This window comes from Bradyrhizobium sp. LeoA1Lang, from assembly GCF_055413685.1.
Genome location: NZ_JBVAPG010000015.1, coordinates 66029 through 86460, shown reverse-complemented (window position 1 = coordinate 86460; position 20432 = coordinate 66029). Strand labels below are relative to the sequence as shown.

The window sequence follows — 20432 nt, the reverse complement described above, 5'->3', positions numbered from 1 at the left end:
TCGACGGCTGGCAGACCCTCGCCAGCAAGCCCATTGCTCAGCCGGTTGATCTTGCCGCCTGAGCAGATATCATCCGTTCACCGGAGACTCGCGACGGACAAATTCCAACCAAGTTCGCGACGGCACCTCGCGAGCCGCCCCTCATCTACCGTGAGACGCGCGGATTAATAGTGCTGATTTGCCCGACGGGTTAAGCGGTTTATTTTTTTCAAGCCAACTGGACGAAGCAAATCACGTTGGAATCACTAGCAAATTTTTCTCCTCCGTCATTCCGGGGCGTCGCGAAGCGGCGAGCCCGGAATCCATTTTTCCACCTGTGCCGGTGGTCTGATGGATTCCGGGCTCGCGCCAAGGGGCGCGCCCCGGAATGACAGCGAGTGTTAGGACGCGACCTCCCGAAACTTGCTAGGCTCTCTTCCCCCTGAACGAGTCGCGGACACTATCTCGTGGGTTACCTCTTCGTCCTCATCGTCGGCCTGATTGCCGGAACGCTTTCGGGCATCGTTGGCACGGGATCGTCGATCATGCTGATGCCGGTGCTGATCTATCAGTTCGGACCAAAGCAAGCGGTGCCGATCATGGCGGTGGCCGCGGTGATGGCGAACCTTTCGCGCATCCTGGCCTGGTGGCGCGAGGTCGATTGGCGGGCCTGCGCCGCCTACTCCATCACCGGCATCCCGGCCGCGGCGCTCGGTGCACGCACGCTGCTGGCGCTGCCGTCTCGCGTGGTCGACATCGCAATCGGCCTGTTCCTGATCGCGATGGTGCCGGCGCGGCACTGGCTGGCGCGGCATCAACTGCAGGCGCGGTTGTGGCATCTCGCTGTAGGCGGCGCCATCATCGGCTATCTCACGGGCATCGTGGTCTCGACCGGACCTTTGAGCGTGCCGCTGTTCCTGTTCTATGGCCTCACCAAGGGCGCGTTCCTCGCCACCGAGGCCGCAAGCTCGCTCGGCCTCTATGTGAGCAAGTCGGTGACGTTTGAACGTTTCGGCGCGCTGACGCCTGACGTCGCTCTCAAAGGCCTGATCGCGGGCTCGTCGCTGATGGCGGGCGCCTTCATTGCGAAGCGCTTCGTGCTGCGGCTTGAACCTGACGTCTTCCGCCTCGTGATGGACGGCATCATGCTTGTGGCCGGAGCGTCGCTGCTGTGGCCCGCGGTAACTCACTAGACATCATTGTCCCGCTATCCGCTGAACCAGACTGCTCGTCACGCCCTAACCATATGACGCGCAACGGGTTTCGGGGCGGTTCCATCTTTGGGTAGACGTACGGCGGAGAATGTTCTACTTTTGTTCTTATGAAGCCTCAGCGCGTCCGAGACCCTATTCATGGCCTCATTGTCTTTAATGACGATGGCTTGGTCGACGAGAGCGTTTGGAAGTTGCTCAATACGCCCGAAGTGCAGCGTCTTCGGCGCGTCAAGCAACTCGGCGTGTCCGAGTATGTGTTCCCTTCCGCGAGCCACACGCGCTTTTCGCATTCGATCGGCGTGTACCACAATGCGCGACGCCTCGTCGGAATCCTGAAACGCGAGATCGAGCTCAAGCGCGTCGAAGGCGAATTCAACGAGACGCGTGCCAAGGTCGCACTGTTTGCTGCCTTGCTTCACGACATCGGCCATGGCCCCTTTAGCCACGCCTTCGAGGAAGCACGAAAAGCACTGGCCGCGGAACGATCCACAGACGCCGCGCCGAAGCCAAAGATTCGAAGTCATGAGGCTTTCACTGCGGACATGATCCGCGATGGCAGCGGCAGGATATCGGAGATAATCGCAGCGTCCGGCGTGAAGCCGGAGGATGTCGCGGACCTGGTCGCCGCCGAAACCCCGACGGACATGTATCATGCGGTCGTGTCGAGTTCGTTTGACGCCGATCGTTTGGATTATCTGCTCCGCGACCGTTACATGACTGGCGCCGGCGCCATCGACCTGGACTGGCTGATGGACAATGTGCGCGTTGCCGAAATCGACTTCGCGCCGGCCGAGTCCGACGACGCAGATCCGATTTATCAGCACAGCTTCTGCCTCGAGCACAAAGCGCGCGACGCTGCCGAAGATTTCCTGTTGGCGCGGTATCGCCTCTACACGAACGTATATCTGCACAAGACGACGCGCGGGATCGAGCAGATGGTATCGGCTTTCTTTCGATTCACCGCACGCGAGATAGATGCCAACGGCAGGGTCGCCGGCCTGCCCGACGATCATCCCTTGGTTCTCTTCTTTTCTCCGGGAGGCGACGGCATCGCCAACTATGGCGCCTTGGACGACACGGTGGTGTGGGGCGCCTTACATACCGTCGCGACAAATGGTGACGGGATAATCAAGCGAATTGCCGGGCGGATACTCAATCGAGAACGCCCTATCTGCCTCGACGTTCAGCACGCCTTTCCGGAGGATGCGGAAGAACAGCGCCGTCTGAAACACGCGCTCGACGCCCGCTTCAAATCGCAACTCGGGGAAGATGTATTCCGGGACTCCGCCAAACTGTCGATATACGGTGAGATCGGAGCTGACGACGGGCGCGCCCAGAAACGGCTCATGATCCGGATGTCAGACCACAAGCTCAAAGAAATTACCGACTTCAAAGACGCTACGGTAGCCGGCTCCGATCGTCAGCGAGCCTTCGAGCGCTACTACTTTCTTGATGAAGCAAGCTCCAGAATGGCGCAATCTGTCATTGATTCGGTCAGAGGGAGGCTCAAATGACGGCTGATGTTCCAAGCCTCGTGATGGCTGCCGGGGGAGAGATCGTCGGGAAAATCCGTCTCCAGAAAGTCGTGTATCTGCTTGACCGGATGGGCCTCGATAGCGGCTTCTCGTACGAATATTATCATTACGGCCCCTATTCGGAGGATTTGGCCGAGAAGATCGAAGACGACATCGTGTTCGGTCACCTACACGCAAGCCAGCGCCGTCGCCTGAGCGATGGCGTGCCTTACGTCGCCTACTCCGCGGAAGCAGAGGGCGATGGCGATAAGGCGGACGCCCATATGCCAATCGGGCGCATCCGCACAGCGCTTGCTGAAATGCAGCGGCACTCGTCCACCGTGCTTGAGCTTGCTGCCACCATTCATTGGTTGGCGGTAGTGGAAGGCATTTCTGATTGGAAGACCGAACTGGTTCGGCGCAAGGGGGCCAAGACCGGCAACGACCGTGCCCAAAGGGCTTTTGAATTGTTGCGGACGCTTGGGTTACCGCCTGCGGTTGGTTCTGCCGCGTATCCCTGATCTCGTTCTTCGCCACCTGTGAGCGCACCCAAATGTGGAATGGGCGGTAGGGTTTTTCATGGCCAAATCCACCCTCTCCTTCATCTGCCAGAATTGCGGCGCGGCGTATAATCGCTGGCAGGGCAAGTGCGACGCCTGCGGTGAGTGGAATACGTTGGCGGAGGAGGACTCGACCGGCAATGTGCCGGTGTCGATCCGCTCGAAGCGCAAGGGGCGGACGTTTGCGCTGGAGTCGCTTTCCGGCAAGAGCCACGACGCTCCCCGCCTCTCCTCCGGGATGACCGAGCTCGACCGCGTCACCGGCGGCGGCTTCGTGCGCGGGTCGGTGCTCCTGGTCGGCGGCGATCCCGGCATCGGCAAGTCGACGCTGCTGACGCAGGCGACCAGCATGATGGCGCGCGCCGGGCACCGCGCGGTCTACATCTCGGGCGAAGAGGCGGTGGCGCAGGTGCGGTTGCGCGCCGAGCGGCTCGGGCTTGCGAATGCACCGGTGCAGCTCGCTTCCGAAACCTCGGTCGAGGATATCGTCTCGACCCTATCCGAGGGCACCGTGCCGCGCCTGATCGTGATCGATTCGATCCAGACCATGTGGACCGACACGGTCGAATCCGCGCCCGGCACGGTGACCCAGGTCCGCGCCTCGGCGCAGGCGCTGATTCGTTTCGCCAAGAAGACCGGTGCGACCATCATCCTGGTCGGGCACGTCACCAAGGATGGCCAGATCGCCGGCCCCCGCGTGGTCGAGCACATGGTCGACGCGGTGCTGTCGTTCGAGGGCGAAGGCTCGCAGCAGTTCCGCATCCTGCGCGCGGTCAAGAACCGCTTCGGCCCGACCGACGAGATCGGGGTGTTCGAGATGACCGGGCTCGGCCTGCGTGAGGTCTCGAACCCCTCCGAATTGTTCCTTTCCGAGCGCGACCTCGGCAGCCCCGGCACCGCCGTGTTTGCCGGGATCGAGGGCACGCGCCCGGTGCTGGTGGAACTGCAGGCGCTGGTCGCGCCGACCACGCTCGGCACGCCGCGGCGTGCGGTGGTCGGCTGGGACCCGAGCCGGCTATCGATGGTGCTGGCGGTGCTGGAGGCCCATTGCGGCGTAAAACTCTCCGGCCATGACGTCTACCTGAACGTCGCCGGCGGCCTGCGCATCCAGGAACCCGCCGCCGACCTTGCCGCCGCCGCGGCGCTGGTGTCCTCGCTGGTGAACGCCCCCCTGCCGACGGATGCGGTCTATTTCGGCGAGATTTCGCTGTCCGGCGCGGTCCGGCCCGTGGCGCAGACCTCGGCCAGGCTGAAGGAGGCGGCGAAACTCGGGTTTGGCCGCGCCGTGCTGCCCGAATCGGCCCGCGGCGACGCCGGCGATGCCGGGCTTACCCTGAACTCGGTCGGCGGACTGACCACCCTGGTCGCCGAGATCGCCGCCCGTGGCACCCCTAGGGGCAACCACCAGGCCCAACGGGACGCTGAACCCGTTGAGAAAAATGCCACACCGGCCCGATTCCGTCGCGAGAAGGGCTAAAGCGGGGTGACCTTGGCGGCCCTCGCCGCTATACATCGCGCCGCGTGGGACAGGCGCTTTCCGGCCTTGCCGGGGACGCTATAAGCCCCTCAGCTAGGACGGAACCGAAACGCCGATTCGCGGGCGGCCGTGCCCTGCAGACCCATAAGAAGAACGAGCGGACCTGACCACCCGATGCCGATAACGATCCTCGATCTCGTCCTGCTCGCAGTGATGCTGATCTCGGGCCTGCTTGCGATGGTGCGCGGCTTCATGCGCGAGATCCTGTCGATCGCGGCCTGGGGCGCGGCGGCGCTGGTCACGCTCTATGCTTTCTCGAAGCTTTTGCCGACTGCCAAAACTTACTTCAACAACGACACGGTCGCCGCCGTCGTGGTGGTCGCCGGCACTTTCATCGGTACCCTGATCGTGGTGTCCATCATCACGGTGCGGATTTCCGACATGATCCTGGATTCGCGCATCGGTGCGCTCGACCGTACGCTCGGCTTCCTGTTCGGGCTGGCGCGCGGGCTCCTGATCGTGGTCGTCGCCTTCCTGTTCTTTAGCTGGCTGGTTCCTGACAAGCAGCGGCCGGACTGGGTGACGGGCGCAAAATCCCGCGTGGTGCTGCAAGGAACCGGGGATTGGCTGATGTCGCTCTTGCCTGATGACCCCGAGAACACCATCTTAAAGCGGTTCAAGAAAAACAAACCGGAAGACGATCAGACTGACGCCGAACCCACCGCGCCGGCGTCCGGCGATGGCTATAGTAAACCTGCCCGCGACAGCCTTAAAAAGCTGATCGAGAAACCTGCGGGCCGTTAAACCTTGACTTAGGCCTGTTGGGCTAAACTCAGCACAGGCCGCAAAGAAAGGCGATGAACGCGATGCAAGCCCCTTCCGATCACGCCGAGCAGCTTGACCCGTATTCTTCCGGGCCCATCGAATTGCAGGATGATCTCGAAGGCGACACGCTACGCGAAGAGTGTGGCGTGTTCGGCATTTTCGGCCACCCGGAAGCCGCCGCCATCACGGCGCTCGGATTGCACGCCCTCCAGCATCGCGGCCAGGAAGCTTGCGGCATCGTCACCTTCGACGGCAGCCGCTTCCACTCCGAGCGCCGGCTCGGCCTGGTCGGCGACACCTTCTCCCGCCGCGAAGTGATCGAGCGCCTGCCCGGCTCGACCGCGGTCGGCCACGTCCGCTATTCCACCACCGGCGCCACCATCCTGCGCAACGTGCAGCCGCTGTTCGCCGAGCTCAACGCCGGCGGTTTTGCGGTCGGCCATAACGGCAACCTCACCAACGGGCTGTCGCTGCGCCGCGAGCTCGTCAAGAACGGCGCCATGATGCAGTCGACCACCGACACCGAGGTGATCCTGCACCTGGTGGCGCAGTCCAAGCGTGGCCATTTCGTCGATCGCTTCATCGAGGCGCTGCGCGCGATCGAGGGCGCCTATTCGCTGGTCGCCCTGACCAACAAGAAGCTGGTCGGCGCGCGCGACCCGCTCGGCATCAGGCCTCTCGTGCTCGGCGATCTCGACGGCCGGCCGATCCTGACCTCGGAGACCTGCGCGCTCGATATGATCGGCGCCAAATATGTCCGCGACATCGAGCCCGGCGAGATCATCGTGTTCGATGAGGAAGGCGCGCACACGCACAAGCCGTTCCCGCCAAAACCGGCGCGGCCCTGCATCTTCGAATACATCTATTTCTCACGGCCCGACTCCATCGTCGGCGGCCGTTCGGTCTATGAGGTCCGCAAGGCATTCGGCGCGCAGCTTGCGCGCGAGAACCATCCGGATATCGACGTCGTCGTGCCGGTGCCAGACTCCGGCGTACCCGCCGCGGTCGGCTACAGCCAGTATTCCGGCGTGCCGTTCGAGCTTGGCATCATCCGCAACCACTATGTCGGCCGCACCTTCATTCAGCCGACCCAGAGCGTGCGCGAGCTCGGCGTGCGCATGAAGCATTCGGCCAACCGCGCCGCGATCGAGGGCAAGCGCATCCTCCTGATCGACGACTCGCTGGTGCGCGGCACCACCTCGAAGAAGATCGTGCGCATGATGCGCGACGCCGGCGCCCTTGAAGTGCACTTCCGCCTCGCTTCCCCGCCGATCCTCTATCCCGACTATTACGGCATCGACCTGCCTGACCGCGGCGGCCTGCTGGCGGCGACGCACACGCTGGAGGAGATGCGCGAGATCATCGGCGCGGACTCGCTGGCCTTCCTGTCGATCGACGGCATGTATCGCGCAATGGGCTATCCCGGCGGCCGCGATCCGGCCAACCCGAAGTTCGCCGACCATTGTTTCACGGGCGCCTACCCCACCCACCTCACCGACCACAGCGAAACCGAGCCGCAACCGCGCCAGCTCTCGCTGCTGGCAGAGGCGAGCTGAATTGTCGTCCCGGCCTAGGGCGCAACTTGCGCTCCGGGGCCGGGACCCATAACCACCGGCTCTGTTTTTCGGAAGCCATTGGACACAACCGCCGTCGCGTATCATGACCGCCGCGGAGTATGGGTCCCGGCCCCGGAGCGCCAGTTGCGCCCTTGGCCGGGACGACCACGAAGAGTTAATCCGTAAATGCCCCTTCCCCTCGCCTCCCGCATCGCCCTCGTCACCGGCGCCTCGCGCGGCATCGGCTATGCCACTGCGCTGGCGCTGGCGAAAGCCGGCGCGCATATCGTGGCGGTGGCGCGGACCCAAGGCGGGCTCGAGGAGCTCGACGACGAGATCCGGCAAAGCGGCGGCAGCGCCACGCTGGTGCCGCTCAGCCTCACCGATTCCGACGGCATCGCCCGCTTAGGCGCCGCGCTGCATGAGCGTCATGGCAAGCTCGACATCCTCGTCGGCAATGCCGGCGTCGCCGGTCCCTCCTCACCGCTCGGCCACATCGATCTGAAATCGTGGAACGACGTGATGGCGGTCAACGTGACCGCAAATTTCCAGCTCATCCGCTGCATGGAGCCGCTCCTGAAAGTGTCCGATGCCGGACGCGCGGTGTTCATCACCTCAGGCGCGGCCAACAAGGCGCTCGCCTATCTCGGTCCCTATGCGGCGTCGAAGGCCGCGCTGGAAACGCTGGTCCGCGTCTGGGCCAACGAGACCGCGACCTTGAGGCTGCGCGTCAACCTGTTCAGCCCGGGCCCGATCCGCACCCGCATGCGCGCCGCCGTGTTTCCGGGCGAAGACCCGATGGATCTCGATACGCCCGAGCAAGCGGCGGAATTCATCCTGCCGATGTGCATGCCGGACTGGAACGAGACCGGCAAGTTCTACGACTACCCCTCGCGCAAGCTGATGAGCTTTCATCCGCCGGCGTGATTTTCTCCGTCATTGCGAGCGAAGCGAAGCAATCCACGTCTCCGCAAGTGGCGAAATGGATTGCTTCGTCGCTACGCTCCTCGCAATGACGGGCGATTGACTAAACCTCCTCGGCGCGATTGACTGCTACCTGAGCGGGCAAACCGCCAAGAAAAAATCAGGGAGGCAATCATGACGGCGAGGCTCAATCGCGCGCGCACCCTTTTCGGATTCATCTTAAGCTGTATCGCCTGCTTCTGCCTGTCGGCGCCATCGCATGCCGGCGACATTCCGGCCTTCGCGGTCGATGCGGCCTGGCCGAAGCCGTTGCCGAACAACTGGATCCTCGGGCAGGTCGGCGGCATCACCGTCGACTGGCAGGGCCATGTCTGGGTGATCCATCGCCCGCGCTCGCTGACCGATGACGAGAAAGGCGCAACGCTCAATCCGCCGCGCTCGAAATGCTGCGTTCCGGCGCCGCCGGTGCTCGAGTTCGACGCCGACGGCAATCTGTTGCGCGCGTGGGCGGGCCCGGCGAAGGCTATGAATGGGTCGGCCGCGAGCACGGCATCGAGGTCGACGAGCGCGGCTTCGTCTGGGTCGGCGGCAATGCCGACAATGACAACGCGATCCTGAAATTCACGCTCGACGGCAAGTTCGTCTCCCAGATCGGCAAGATCGCGCCGAGCAAGGGCTCCAACGACACCACACAGCTCGGCAAGCCCGCGGAGACTGCGATCGACAAGGAGGCGAACGAGATCTACGTCGCCGACGGCTACGGCAACCGCCGCGTGATCGTGTTCGACGCCACCACCGGCGCCTACAAGCGGCACTGGGGCGCCTATGGCAACAAGCCTGATGACGACAAGCAGGCCGCCTATGATCCCAAGGCGCCGGTTGCGCAGCAATTCGGCAATCCCGTGCATTGCGTGAAGCTCGCCAATGACGGGCTGGTCTATGTCTGCGACCGCATCAACAACCGTATCCAGGTGTTCAAGAAGGATGGGACCTTCGTCAAAGAGTGGTTCTTTGAAAAGGACACGCTCGGCAACGGCGCGGTGTGGGACATCGCGCTCTGGCCCGATCCGAACCAAACATATCTCTTGAGCGCCGACGGCGAGAACAACGAGATCCGGATCGTCAGGCGCGACGATGGCTCCGTGGTCGGCAGTTTCGGCCGCAGCGGCCGCAATGCCGGGCAATTCCACTGGGTCCACGCCATGGCCGTCGACGCCAGGGGCAACGTCTATACCGCCGAGGTCGACAACGCCAAGCGCATCCAGAAATTCAAACTGACCTCCGATGCGCTACGATAAGCGCATTGCCGGAAGGCGCGAGACAGGATAATCGGGAACCTGTGGATCGGGTTACCCCGACCGCGCCGCTGGCGAAAGGCCCCAAAAGAGGGCCATGCCGGCATCAACAGGAGGGAACACATGAAAACGACGCGCGCGCGGCGCTACGCCGCGCTATTCGCTTGCGCCGGATTAGGTCTTGCGACCCCGGCCTTCGCACAAGACAAAACCGTCAAGATCGGCGTCCTGAACGACATGTCGAGCCTTTACGCCGACATCGGCGGCGCCAATTCGGTCGCCGCGGTCAACATGGCGGTCGAGGATTCCGGCCTGCGTAACAAGGGCTGGAAGATCGAGGTGCTGAGCGGCGATCACCAGAACAAGCCTGATGTCGGCGTCAACATCGCCCGGCAATGGATCGACAACGAGAAGGTCGACGTCATCGTCGACACGCCGAACTCGGGCGTCGCGCTCGCGGTCAGCAATCTCGTCAAGGAGAAGAACGCGGTGCTGCTCAACTCGGGTGCGGCTACCGCCGATCTCACCGGCAAGGCCTGCACGCCGAACACGATCTCCTACACCTACGACACCTACATGCTCGCCAACGGCACCGGCAAGGCGCTGACCAAGGCCGGCGGCGATAGCTGGTTCTTCCTCACTGCCGACTACGCCTTCGGCCATGCGCTGGAGCGCGACACCACCGCGGTCGTTCTCGCCAATGGCGGCAAGGTGCTGGGCAGCGTGAAGCACCCGCTCAACACGTCCGACTTCTCCTCCTTCCTGTTGCAGGCGCAGTCCTCCAAGGCGAAGGTGGTCGGGCTCGCGAATGCCGGCGGCGACACCACCAACTCGATCAAGCAGGCGTCGGAATTCGGCATTGTCTCCGGCGGCCAGAAGCTCGCAGCACTCCTGCTCTTCATCACCGACGTGCATTCGCTCGGCCTGAAGACCGCGCAGGGACTGACGTTTACGGAATCCTTCTACTGGGATTTGAACGACAAGACCCGCGAATGGTCGAAGCGTTTCACCAAGGTGTCGCCGAAGGGCATGATGCCGTCGATGACGGTCGCCGGCAATTACGCGGCCGTGCTGCATTACCTGAAGGCGCTGGAGGCGATGGGCGGCAACACGCATGACGGCGCCAAGACCGTCGTCAAGATGAAGGAACTGCCGACCGACGATCCCCTGTTCGGCAAGGGCCCGCTACGCATCGACGGCCGCCGCATCATCCCGGCCTATCTGTTCGAGGTGAAGAAGCCGGAAGAGTCCAAATATCCGTGGGACTATTACAAGCTGATCGCCACCATCGCGCCGGAAGACGCGGCCAAGCCGCTGGAAGCCAGCGAATGCCCGCTGGTGAAGAAGTAATGGCGTGATGCGTAGGGTGGGCAAAGGCGCGAAGCGCCGTGCCCACCATCGCCTGGCTGTGCTCGCGATGGTGGCACGCTGCGCTTTGCCCACCCTACGAAGCCTGCGCTTTTCTCGCGAGTGTCAGCGACGCTACCAATAGCGCCAGCAGCAACAGTGCGGCGGCGAGGAAGAACGGCGCGCCCGGCAGCTTGAACGGCGCGCTTGTGCCGATGAAATAGGCGAACGTCAGCGTGAACAGGAATGGTCCCACGAGCTGGGACACGCTCTGCACGCTGGTGGTCGCGCCCTGGAGCTGGCCCTGCTGATCCGGCGCGACGAGCTGCGTTATCAACGCCTGGAGCGCCGCGCCCGCGACACCCCACAGCGCCATCACGGGAATACCGAACCAGGACAGCGCTCCGGTCGGCGCGCTCGCGAAAATCAAAAAGCCGACGGCGCCACAGGCAAGCCCGAACAACAACGCCCGCCGCTCGCCGAAACGCTTGACGATCGGTCCGATCGCCGCGCCCTGCACGATCATCTGGCAGAGGCCGACCAGCGCCAGCGTCGCGCCGACGGTCGCGGTGTCCCAGCCGTAGCGATAGGTCGCATAGAGCACGTAGGTCGAGGGCAGCACGACGTGCGCAAGCTGGGCGAAGAAGTTCGCAAGCGAGAGGCCCGCGAGCACGCGGTCCGAGCCCAGCAGATGCAGCGCGCCGATCGGATTGGCGCTCTTCCAGCGGAACGGCGAACGACGCTCTCGCGGCAGCGACTCCGGCAGGATCAACAGGCCATAGAGTCCGTTGGCAAAGCTCAAGCCCGCCGCAACCCAGAACGGCAATCGCGGATCGAAGCCGCCGAGCAGACCGCCAAGCGCCGGCCCCAGGATGAAACCGGCACCGAAGGCGACGCCGATCTTGCCGAACATGGTGGCGCGCTGCTCCGGCGCGGTGACGTCGGTGATGTAGGCAAAGGCGGTCGAGACACTTGCCGAGGTGATGCCGGAAATCAGGCGGCCGATGAACAGCCAGACCAGCGACGGCGCCAGCGCCATCAGCACATAGTCGGCGGCGAGACCGAAGTTCGAGAGCAGCACCACCGGACGCCGCCCGAACCTGTCGGACAATCCGCCGAGGATCGGCGAGAAGAGTAACTGCATCAGCGCCCAGGCGGTGCCGAACAGGCCGAAGATCCGCGCGGCGCTCGCCGTATCATTGTCGACGAAGCCCTCGATCAGTTTCGGCAGGATCGGAATGACGACGCCGAGCGCCAGCATGTCGAGCAGGACGGTGCCGAAGATGAAGATCGCAGCGCCGCCGCGCCTCGGCGGTGTGTCGAGGGTGGCGGCGGCCTCTTCGCTCATGACAATCGCTTGCGCTTGTGGGCGAAGGGATTGGCTTTTTCGCGCAGCGTGATGCGCACCGGCGTGCCCGGCAGGTCGAAGGTTTCGCGCAGCGAGTTGGTGAGATAGCGCAGATAGGATTGCGGCACGGCGTCGGCGCGCGAGCAGAACAGCACGAAGCTCGGCGGCCGCGCCTTGTTCTGGGTGATATAATTCAGCTTCAACCTGCGGCCGGAGACGGCGGGCGGCGGGTTGGCCGCGATCGCCTGCTCGAACCAGCGATTGAGCGCGGCGGTGGGAACGCGCTTGTTCCAGGTGGCGTAGGCCTCCTCGATCGCCTTCATCAGCCGATCGACGCCCTCGCCCATCAGTCCGGACACCGCAACGATGGGCACGCCCTTCACCTGCGGCAGCCAATGATCGGCATCTGCGCGCAGGCCTGAGATCAGGTTCGGCTTGCGCTCGACCAGGTCCCATTTGTTGACCGCGAGCACGATCGCGCGGCCCTCGCGCTCGACCAGATCGGCAATGCGGAGGTCCTGCTCCTCGAACTTGTTCTGCGCGTCCATCATCAGCACGACGACTTCGGCAAAGCGCACCGCGCGCAGCGCATCCGCAACCGACAGCTTTTCCAGCTTCTCCTCGATCCGCGATCGCCGCCGCAGGCCCGCGGTATCGAACAGGCGGAAGTCGCGGCCCTGCCATTTGATTTCGACCGCGATGGAATCCCGCGTGGTGCCGGCTTCCGGGCTGGTCAAGAGCCGCTCCTCGCCGAGCAGATGATTGATCAGCGTCGACTTGCCGGCATTGGGGCGGCCGACAATGGCGACGCGGATCGGACGTTGGCTGACGTCCTCCTCGGTTTCCGGCGCTTCATCCTCGAGGTCTTCATCATCTTCGGCAGGCGCCGGCATCAGCACGCTCAGCGCGTCATAAAGTTCGCCCATGCCCTCGCCGTGCTCGGCGGAAATCTGCACGGGATCGCCCAGGCCCAGCGCGTAGGATTCCATCGCGCCGAGCTCGCCATGTTTGCCTTCGGCCTTGTTGGCGACCAGCACCACCGGCTTGTTGGCGCGGCGGGCGAAATCGGCGAAGGCGCGGTCGGTCGGCGTCAGCCCCACCCGCGCGTCGATCACGAACATCAGCGCGTCGGCAAGGCCGATCGCGGTTTCGGTCTGCTCCTGCATGCGCGCGGTCAGCGAGCCCTTGGCGCCCTCGTCGAGACCGGCGGTGTCGATAATGGTGAATTCGAGATCGCCGAGCCGCGCCTGCCCCTCGCGGCGGTCGCGCGTTACGCCGGGCTCGTCATCCACCAGCGCGAGCTTCTGCCCGACCAGGCGGTTGAACAGCGTCGACTTTCCGACATTGGGCCGGCCGATGATGGCGATCGTGAAGGACATGGATCATCAAAGCGCTGTTGGGGTAAACGCGTGTAGGTCAATGGAGTCTAGCAGGAACTAGCGCGAAAAACTGCCGCTCGGCATTGGAGCTGGGAACGGCGCGGCGGATTGCTGCGTGGGCTGTGCTGGAGCCGGCTCCGCGGTCGGTTGGGCCGTCGTCTGATCGGGCGGCGGCGCAGTGGTGCGCTTGCGCGCCATCCTCTTTGCCTTCGGCTCCGGCGGCAGCGCAGCGGCCGCGCCCTCCTCGGACGGCGCGGCATTGGGATCGGCGGCGGCCGGCTCGGCTGCGGGCGCCGTGCTGGCGTTGGTCGCCCTGCCCTTGGCCGATCGCTTCGACTTCGCCTGCTCCGGCGGAGGCTGTGGCGGCGGAGCAGCGGCGGCGGCAGCCTGCGCGTTCTGCTCATCGATCTGCTGTTGCTGCGAGCCCTTGTAGAGCTCCTTCGGCACGCCCTGCTCCAGTCCCGGCACGCCATCCGGGAATACCGGCTTGCGGTCACCCGGCAGCTTCTTCTTGGTGTCGAGGAAGTCGAGCAGGTCCGACGGATCGAAATTGGACAGGCCGCCGCCCCCGCAGCCGGCCAGCACGCTGCAAAGCGCAATGGCGACAGCGGCTGCGATCAGACGTTGCGAGCGGCGCATGGGCAATCCCTCACTCAACTCGTTAGCCTCTCAATCAGCTCTTGGCGACAGGCGGCAAAAGCGCCTGCAGCGCCTCGGCGCGCGAGCGCAGGCTCGGCGGCGTCTCGGCATCGTTGACGATCAGGTCGAGCCACTGCCGCGCTGCGGCGGCGTCATTGGCGCGGTAAGCCGACAATGCCAGCAATTCGCGCGCGGTGTGACGGAAGGTCGAGTTCGCCGCCGTGGCGGGCTCGAGCCGCTGCAGCATGTTCTGGTAGGTCGCGGTTTCCAGCAGCAATTGCGCGGCCCGGATCCGCGCCAGATCCTGATCTGCCACACCGACGCTGCGGTCGGCGGCGATCTCGTCATACATCTTCGCGGCCGCCTGCGGGTCGCGGGCTGCGATTTCGGCAGCCAGCCGCAGTCGCGCCAGCACCCGGTAACCGGCCGGCGCCTTCGTAGCCAGGTCGGCGAAAGCGGCCTCCGCCTCGGCGCGCTTGTTCTGTTCGGAAAGCTCGACAGCCCGGTCGAAGGCAGCCCCCGCCTCGGCCGCCTTCTGGCCCTGGAGGTATTCGTAGCCGCGCCAGCCGCCCACGCCGGCGACGATCAGAATCGCCAGCGCAATGATGTAGAGCGAATACTTGTCCCACAGCTTCTTGAGCTGCTCGCGACGTAGTTCCTCGTCGACTTCACTAAATAATTCAGACACTTAAGGCTATCCCATCCCCGGAGGGCGAAGCAAAATGCCAAGGCGCCAGACGCGCCCGATCCCCACATCGCGGCGGCGTTACCTTAATGATATGGCGGTGGCAAGGCAAAGCGAGGCGGATCAAAGCGTTAACGGTGGAAGGCTGCCGGCCCCGGGAGGCAGATCGGCTACGGTGAAGGATTGAGCGCGAGCTGCGGCTGGTCTGCACTCGCCGCAGTTGTTCGCTTCAACGTTCCCCCGTGAAGGAGCTTACCATCCGGCGCCGCAACCTCGATCAGTTCTGCGGCAAGGAAAGCGTGTTGATCGGGTTTGAATTGGAAACTGTGGTTGCCGCTTCCAAGATTGGCATTTTCGAGATCTTGTCGATAGCGGTCGGCCAGAACACTACCTACCAGTCTGCCGTCAAAATAGAGTTCCACGCGAAGCGGGATTTCGGGATGGTCGACGCACTGAGCCCAGCCAGCAATGGTGTGAGGCTCTATATGATCGACGTAACCTCGCAGCGTGCCACCCTTCAAGATATCCTGGATGCCGTCTTCGATCGCGGCGAGATCCTGCCGGCACAGATCACGTGATAGCGCGAGGCTGAACTGATCCGTGTCAAGCGCCCGAGAGAGCAGTTCCTTTCGGTGAGCCTTCATCTCCAACAGCGCCGTCACATTCTTCAGTCTGACATAGGCGCCAACGACTTGCTGGATTCCCTGGTTCATCGCCTTGCGAAATCCTTTAAAAATCGTTGGGGAAATATGCCTTGGCTGCCAGGCCGGGTAAAGGTTGTCCTGACAGCCACGGCGCGTTCGCGGGGCAGCGATGTGATCGCGGTGGCGATGGAACCAATTGATCTCAGGTACCTGCGACAAGGGAGATTTGTCGTGACGCCGCAACATCTCTCCAAGGTCTATCGAGACTACATCACCTGCTTGAACGCGCAGGACTGGACCAATTTGGGACGGTTCGTCCACGATGACGTACGTCACAACGGCCGACAGATTGGATTGTCAGGCTATCGCGAGATGCTGGAAAATGACTTTCAGCAGATCCCGGACCTCTCGTTCAATATCCAGCTCTTGATCGCGGATCCGCCTTACGTGTCGAGCCGCCTGCTCTTCGACTGCAGGCCGAAAGGAGAATTTCTCGGGCTCAAGATCGACGGGAAACGAGTTTCGTTCGCCGAGAACGTTATTTACGAATTTCGAGAAGGTAAGATCGTGGAGGTTTGGTCGGTCATAGACAAGCCGGCCATCGAAGCCCAGCTTCGACGCTCGCAATGACGCCGTCGTCCCGGCCTTGCGCGCCGCGGCGAAGCCTTTGGCGTAGCCGGGAGCCGGGACGACGATAGCCAGCGTGCTCAGTCGCGTAGGGTGGGCAAAGCGCAGCGTGCCCGGAAGAGGTGGGCACGCTACGCTTTGCCCACCCTACAGCCCCGCCAGCGTTTCCCGTAACTGCCGCTTGATCACCTTGCCGTTGGCGTTGCGCGGCAGCGGGTCGCGTGTGATCGCCATTGTTTCCGGCACCTTGTAGTCGGACAGCCGCTCGGCGCACCAGGCACGCAAGACTTCCGCGCCAACCTCGTCGCGGGTCACCACCACCGCATGGACGCGCTCGCCCAGCACCGGACAGGGTTTTGCGATGATCGCGCTTTCGACGACGGCGGGATGTCCTGCCAGCACCGACTCGACCTCAGCCGAATAGATCTTCAGGCCGCCGCGGTTGATCATGTCCTTCTGGCGGTCGAACACGCGGACGAAATCGCGCTCGTCGATCGAGCCGAGATCGCCGGAATGCCAGAAGCCGGCGGTGAAGGTCTCCGTGGTCGCCTTCGGATTATTCCAGTAGCCCTTGATGACCGAGCCGCTTCGGATCCAGATCTCGCCGATCTCGCCGCGCGGCAGCTCGCGGTGATTGCCGTCCATCACGATGATCTCGGCGCCGGGGCATGGCAGGCCGACGCTGTCGATATGCGCAGCCGTCAATTCGCCGGGCATCAGGGTCGAGGGCGACGTGGTCTCGGTGGCGCCGTAGCAGTTCGCGAGCTTCAGTCCGGGTAATTTCGCGTCCAATCGCTCGATCGTCGCGACCGGCATCGGGGCGCCGCCGAAGCCGCCGATGCGCCAACTCGAGAGATCGTAGCTGTCGAAATCCGGCTGCAGCAGGCAGAGATTGTACATCGCCGGCACCATCACCGTGTAGGTGACGCGCTCGCGGGAGGCGACCTTCAGATATTCGGCCGCCTTGAACTCGGGCATGATGATCAACGCGCCGCCGCAGCGAGCCATGGTCGTGATATTGGCGACCGCGCCGGTGACATGCGCCAGCGGCACGGCCGCGATCGAGCGGTCCGCCGCTGTGAGTTTCAGGGTGGACACGAACACCATCGAGGAATGGATGACGTTGCAATGCGCGAGCATCGCGCCTTTCGGCCGCCCCGTGGTGCCAGATGTGTAGAGGATCATCGCCGTATCCTCTTCGCCGACCATTGCTGGCGCCTCTGATGGCATATTGTCGCGCAGCGCTGCGAATTGCGATCCGCTGTCGTCGCTGACGGAAATCCGACGCTCCAGCGCGGGAACATCGGCCGCGTCGGGCACACGCGCGGCAAGCGTCGCCTCGTGGATCAGGAGCTTCGCGCCACAGTCGCTCAAGACATAGGCGATCTCGGGCTTCTGCTGCCGCGTCGAGAGCAGCACCGTCACCAGGCCCGCATGCGCGGCGGCGAACATCGTCAGCACGAATTCGATGCGATTGCCGAGCAGCACCGCGACCCGATCGCCGGCGCGCAGACCGAGCTTCTGCAATCCGGCCGCGACCTGCGCGGACTGCTGCACGACCTCGCGCCAGTTCATTCGCCTGTCGCCACAGATCAGCGCCTCGCCGTCAGGGTTTCTGGCGGCGGCCTCCGATATCATCGCCCAGATGCTCTTCGGCCGCTCGCAAAACACCGGCACGACCCGGTCGCCGAAGCGCGCTTCGAGCCGCATGTCCGGAATCGAATGCCCTGACCAGTTCATCACCCTGTCCTACAGGTTTGCTTCACGTCTCCCGGAATGGCGGGAGGTGCTTCCTCACGCGCTGTTATTCCGGGGCACGCGTAAGCGTGAGCCCGGAATCCATTCCACCGCAGAGTTTGCCGCCCGATGGATTCCGGGCACGCGACTTCGTCGCGCCCCGGAATGACGACGGAGGGAACGCAACGTCCATCGCGGAGCAACTCGATCTGACTTCGCCAACCTCTAGCTCTTTTTCATGTCGTAGACATGCTCAGGCCCGGGGAATTTGCGCGCGCGGACGTCGGCGGCATAGCCCTCGATGGCCGCTTCGATCGAGGGTCCGAGATTGCCGTAGCGGCGGACGAATTTCGGGGTGCGCGGCGAAAGCCCGAGCATGTCCTCGAGCACGAGCACCTGGCCATCGCAGGCGGCGCTCGCACCGATGCCGATGGTGGGAATGGCGATCTCCTGCGTGATCTTGCGCGCGAGCGGCTCGGCCACCGCCTCGATCACGACCGAGAAGGCGCCAGCTTCCGCGATCGCCTTGGCGTCGTTCTCGATCGGCGCCCAGCCTTTCTCGTCGCGCCCCTGCGCACGGAACGAGCCTAGCGTGTTGATCGATTGCGGCGTCAGGCCAATATGGCCCATCACGGGAATGCCGCGCTCGGTCAGGAACGCTACCGTCTCGGCCATGCGGGCGCCGCCTTCGAGCTTCACCGCGCCGCACTCGGTCTCCTTCAAAATCCGCACCGCGGCATGAAACGCCTGCTCCTTTGACGCCTCATAGGAGCCGAACGGCATGTCCACCACGACAAGCGCGCGCTCGGAGCCGCGCATCACCGCGCGTCCCTGCAGGATCATCATCTCCAGCGTGACGGGCACGGTGGTCTCGAGCCCATGCATGACGTTGCCGAGGGAATCGCCGACCAGGATGACGTCGCAGTAGCGGTCGACCAGCGCCGCGGTATGCGCGTGATACGACGTCAGCATCACGATCGGCTCGCCGTTCTTGCGGGCGCGGATATCGGGTGCGGTCTTGCGCTTGATGGCTGATTGTACGGACATAGTTAAGCTCCAACGACGGGGACGCCAATCACGACCGGATGGAACGCGAAGGCCAGTGCGACATAGGCGACGACGCCGACCGCGACCGCGATCATATCATTGCCGGCACCGCCGACCGGAATCGGCGGGCCGCCGGCATCAGCGCGATGTTTCAGTGAGATGCGGTCGAACACCGCCCAGGCCAGGAACGAGCCGAACAGGATGATCGAGCCGAGATCGCCATTGGCGAGCAGATGCGCCGCCGCCCATAATTTGATGCCGGCGAGCATCGGATGCTTCAGCGTCGTGTAGATGCGGCCGCGGATGTAGGACGCCACCACCAGGATCACGGCCGGCAGCATCAGCGCGATGGTGATGTGCTTCAGGAATGTCGGCGGATACCAGACGTCGATCCAGCCCGTCGCGCGGTAACGGGCAAATCCCCAGATGATCAGCGCGAGCCCGACCGCGGAGACCACCGAATAGGCGATCTTGTAGCCGCCCTCGCCCATCGCATCGATGCAGCGCGCGCGCAGGCTGCGCTGGGTCGTGAGCGTGTGGACGGCGAAGAACAGGACCAGTCCCAGGATCATCACCAGCAGTCCCACGATGTCCCTCCCTCGGCGTGGTGCGTATTGGGCCTTCGGGTATCACTTTAGCGGCGTGGAGTGCAATGCGCCAAAAAATAGGCGAGCCCTTGGCATCGACCCTCCGCGCGGCATACGCGGGCTTGACCCGCGTATCCATCTTCCGCGCAGCGGACAATGATGATTCTTTCGACGGATGGATTGCCGGGTCAAGCCCGGCAATGACAGCGGTGAGGAAGTTACGGCTTCTCCGCCTGCTTGCCCAATTCACGATTGTCGACATAGCGGATCGCGATCGGGCGGCCGGCGAGCGCGCCGCCGAGGCCATTGCTGAATTTGAGTGGCAGGCAGCCCTTCAGCGACGCGTCGATCGCGTTCAGGTAGGTGGTGCGGGTATCTGCGGGAACGCCTGATGTGGCGAAGGTCATGCGCGGCGCTCCGATCATCTCGCCGGAGCGCTTGAAGCTGAAACGGACCGACATCTGCATGCCCCCGCGCGCGTCGTCGGCCGACGGCGGCGTCCAGCAGGAGCGCAGCGCCTGGAAGAGATCGCCGATGGTGTCGAGATCGTGATCGGGCTTCTTGTATTTCTCGGCCTGGTCCTGCGGCGGCACCGTCATGATCGTGAGCTGCAGGTTCTCGCCATAGGGGTAGTTCATCTCGGGGATGCACGGCCAAGTGCTGAACACGCCGCAATAGGACGGCGTGCAGGGTCCTTCCTCCAGCACGCTGCAGGGCGTATGCGCGAAAGGCACCGGGTTGATCTGGTGCCGCCGCCGCTCCGCGGCATGGCCCGCGGAAATTCCGACGACGATGAGTGCGAGGCAGATCACGACGCGTCGCAGCATGAGACAAGCCCTTTGGATGCCGCCCCCAAGGAAATGAGGGCCGCTAGCGGCGTCATCAAGCTGGCGCGCGTTCACTTCCTTGCGTGCGCGGCGAGTTCCGCCCGCACCGCTGTCATCGCCCGACTTGATCGGGCGATCCAGTATTCCATGGACGATTGTGCTTCACCGAGAGGCCGCCGCCTGGGTCCCCCGCCTTCGCGGGGGACGACGGCTGCAGCTAG

The 20432-nt window shown here is 63.9% G+C and carries 18 protein-coding genes and 1 pseudogene; 10 read left to right on the top strand and 9 right to left on the bottom strand.

Translation table 11 applies throughout. From position 1 onward, the window contains the following. Positions 1-446 precede the first annotated feature (446 nt). From ACZYOF_RS08325 to ACZYOF_RS08285, 9 genes and pseudogenes are all read left to right on the top strand, one after another. A complete protein-coding gene (locus ACZYOF_RS08325; RefSeq protein WP_130582264.1) occupies positions 447-1172 on the top strand; it encodes a sulfite exporter TauE/SafE family protein in 726 nt (241 codons plus the stop codon). Positions 1173-1360: 188 nt separating this feature from the next. Next, positions 1361-2707 carry an HD domain-containing protein gene (locus ACZYOF_RS08320; protein ID WP_282529938.1) on the top strand — a complete coding sequence of 449 codons (1347 nt, stop codon included), beginning with the start codon at positions 1361-1363 and terminating at the stop codon, positions 2705-2707. Further along, a complete protein-coding gene (locus ACZYOF_RS08315; protein ID WP_463715434.1) occupies positions 2704-3228 on the top strand; it encodes a hypothetical protein in 525 nt (174 codons plus the stop codon). The genes ACZYOF_RS08320 and ACZYOF_RS08315 overlap by 4 nt, the downstream gene beginning before the upstream one ends. A gap of 58 nt (positions 3229-3286) precedes the next feature. Then, positions 3287-4744 (top strand): DNA repair protein RadA, encoded by a 1458-nt coding sequence (gene radA / locus ACZYOF_RS08310; RefSeq protein ID WP_463715433.1) that lies wholly within the window; start codon positions 3287-3289, stop codon positions 4742-4744. Between the two features lie 174 nt (positions 4745-4918). Continuing rightward, on the top strand, positions 4919-5548 hold the full coding sequence (locus ACZYOF_RS08305; RefSeq protein WP_028166053.1) for a CvpA family protein: 630 nt from the start codon (positions 4919-4921) through the stop codon (positions 5546-5548). Positions 5549-5610: 62 nt separating this feature from the next. Beyond that, on the top strand, positions 5611-7125 hold the full coding sequence (gene purF, locus ACZYOF_RS08300) for an amidophosphoribosyltransferase (protein ID WP_463715438.1): 1515 nt from the start codon (positions 5611-5613) through the stop codon (positions 7123-7125). Positions 7126-7311: 186 nt separating this feature from the next. Continuing rightward, complete coding sequence (locus ACZYOF_RS08295) at positions 7312-8052, top strand: SDR family NAD(P)-dependent oxidoreductase (protein WP_463715432.1); 741 nt, start codon at positions 7312-7314, stop codon at positions 8050-8052. A 171-nt stretch (positions 8053-8223) separates the two neighbouring features. Further along, positions 8224-9347, top strand: a pseudogene (locus ACZYOF_RS08290) (NHL repeat-containing protein). Positions 9348-9467: 120 nt separating this feature from the next. After that, a complete protein-coding gene (locus ACZYOF_RS08285; protein ID WP_463715431.1) occupies positions 9468-10694 on the top strand; it encodes an ABC transporter substrate-binding protein in 1227 nt (408 codons plus the stop codon). A gap of 94 nt (positions 10695-10788) precedes the next feature. Here the strand turns inward: ACZYOF_RS08285 and ACZYOF_RS08280 are convergent, their stop codons facing one another. From ACZYOF_RS08280 to ACZYOF_RS08260, 5 genes are all read right to left on the bottom strand, one after another. Next, a complete protein-coding gene (locus ACZYOF_RS08280; RefSeq protein WP_463715430.1) occupies positions 10789-12039 on the bottom strand; it encodes a TCR/Tet family MFS transporter in 1251 nt (416 codons plus the stop codon). Continuing rightward, the gene (gene der / locus ACZYOF_RS08275) at positions 12036-13418 is read right to left on the bottom strand and encodes a ribosome biogenesis GTPase Der (RefSeq protein WP_463715429.1); all 1383 of its coding nucleotides are present in this window, start codon (positions 13416-13418) and stop codon (positions 12036-12038) included. Before der ends, ACZYOF_RS08280 begins: the two co-directional genes overlap by 4 nt. Positions 13419-13475: 57 nt before the next feature. Beyond that, positions 13476-14057, bottom strand: coding sequence for a hypothetical protein (locus ACZYOF_RS08270; protein ID WP_282529931.1), 582 nt, complete (start codon positions 14055-14057; stop codon positions 13476-13478). 34 nt (positions 14058-14091) lie between these two features. After that, positions 14092-14745 carry a tetratricopeptide repeat protein gene (locus tag ACZYOF_RS08265; RefSeq protein ID WP_463715428.1) on the bottom strand — a complete coding sequence of 218 codons (654 nt, stop codon included), beginning with the start codon at positions 14743-14745 and terminating at the stop codon, positions 14092-14094. Between the two features lie 167 nt (positions 14746-14912). Beyond that, positions 14913-15455 (bottom strand): hypothetical protein, encoded by a 543-nt coding sequence (locus ACZYOF_RS08260; protein WP_130584258.1) that lies wholly within the window; start codon positions 15453-15455, stop codon positions 14913-14915. Positions 15456-15572: 117 nt separating this feature from the next. Between ACZYOF_RS08260 and ACZYOF_RS08255 the strand changes: the two genes are divergently transcribed. Beyond that, entirely contained in the window at positions 15573-16016 is a 444-nt protein-coding gene (locus tag ACZYOF_RS08255; RefSeq protein WP_463715437.1) for an ester cyclase, read from the top strand. A gap of 144 nt (positions 16017-16160) precedes the next feature. Here ACZYOF_RS08255 and ACZYOF_RS08250 read toward each other — a convergent pair whose 3' ends face one another. The 4 genes from ACZYOF_RS08250 to ACZYOF_RS08235 all read right to left on the bottom strand — a co-directional run bounded on the left by ACZYOF_RS08250 (position 16161) and on the right by ACZYOF_RS08235 (position 20211). Continuing rightward, positions 16161-17753, bottom strand: coding sequence for a class I adenylate-forming enzyme family protein (locus tag ACZYOF_RS08250; protein ID WP_463715427.1), 1593 nt, complete (start codon positions 17751-17753; stop codon positions 16161-16163). A 222-nt stretch (positions 17754-17975) separates the two neighbouring features. Beyond that, the gene (panB, locus tag ACZYOF_RS08245; protein ID WP_130582305.1) at positions 17976-18797 is read right to left on the bottom strand and encodes a 3-methyl-2-oxobutanoate hydroxymethyltransferase; all 822 of its coding nucleotides are present in this window, start codon (positions 18795-18797) and stop codon (positions 17976-17978) included. Between the two features lie 2 nt (positions 18798-18799). Next, positions 18800-19384: an NnrU family protein gene (locus ACZYOF_RS08240; protein ID WP_130582306.1), complete on the bottom strand. Its 585-nt coding sequence runs from the start codon at positions 19382-19384 to the stop codon at positions 18800-18802. Between the two features lie 218 nt (positions 19385-19602). Then, positions 19603-20211, bottom strand: coding sequence for a hypothetical protein (locus tag ACZYOF_RS08235; protein WP_463715426.1), 609 nt, complete (start codon positions 20209-20211; stop codon positions 19603-19605). Between the last annotated feature and the right edge of the window lie 221 nt (positions 20212-20432).

What these genes read in the sequence shown, in the direction of transcription:
- ACZYOF_RS08260 (WP_130584258.1), bottom strand. Translation starts at nt 15,455, where the DNA reads ATGAACCAGGGAATCCAGCAAGTCGTTGGCGCCTATGTCAGACTGAAG.
- ACZYOF_RS08250 (WP_463715427.1), bottom strand. Translation starts at nt 17,753, where the DNA reads ATGAACTGGTCAGGGCATTCGATTCCGGACATGCGGCTCGAAGCGCGC.
- ACZYOF_RS08255 (WP_463715437.1), top strand. Translation starts at nt 15,573, where the DNA reads ATGGAACCAATTGATCTCAGGTACCTGCGACAAGGGAGATTTGTCGTG.
- purF (WP_463715438.1), top strand. Translation starts at nt 5,611, where the DNA reads ATGCAAGCCCCTTCCGATCACGCCGAGCAGCTTGACCCGTATTCTTCC.
- ACZYOF_RS08305 (WP_028166053.1), top strand. Translation starts at nt 4,919, where the DNA reads ATGCCGATAACGATCCTCGATCTCGTCCTGCTCGCAGTGATGCTGATC.
- panB (WP_130582305.1), bottom strand. Translation starts at nt 18,797, where the DNA reads ATGTCCGTACAATCAGCCATCAAGCGCAAGACCGCACCCGATATCCGC.
- ACZYOF_RS08285 (WP_463715431.1), top strand. Translation starts at nt 9,468, where the DNA reads ATGAAAACGACGCGCGCGCGGCGCTACGCCGCGCTATTCGCTTGCGCC.
- ACZYOF_RS08315 (WP_463715434.1), top strand. Translation starts at nt 2,704, where the DNA reads ATGACGGCTGATGTTCCAAGCCTCGTGATGGCTGCCGGGGGAGAGATC.
- der (WP_463715429.1), bottom strand. Translation starts at nt 13,418, where the DNA reads ATGTCCTTCACGATCGCCATCATCGGCCGGCCCAATGTCGGAAAGTCG.
- ACZYOF_RS08280 (WP_463715430.1), bottom strand. Translation starts at nt 12,039, where the DNA reads ATGAGCGAAGAGGCCGCCGCCACCCTCGACACACCGCCGAGGCGCGGC.
- ACZYOF_RS08295 (WP_463715432.1), top strand. Translation starts at nt 7,312, where the DNA reads ATGCCCCTTCCCCTCGCCTCCCGCATCGCCCTCGTCACCGGCGCCTCG.
- ACZYOF_RS08235 (WP_463715426.1), bottom strand. Translation starts at nt 20,211, where the DNA reads ATGCTGCGACGCGTCGTGATCTGCCTCGCACTCATCGTCGTCGGAATT.
- radA (WP_463715433.1), top strand. Translation starts at nt 3,287, where the DNA reads ATGGCCAAATCCACCCTCTCCTTCATCTGCCAGAATTGCGGCGCGGCG.
- ACZYOF_RS08270 (WP_282529931.1), bottom strand. Translation starts at nt 14,057, where the DNA reads ATGCGCCGCTCGCAACGTCTGATCGCAGCCGCTGTCGCCATTGCGCTT.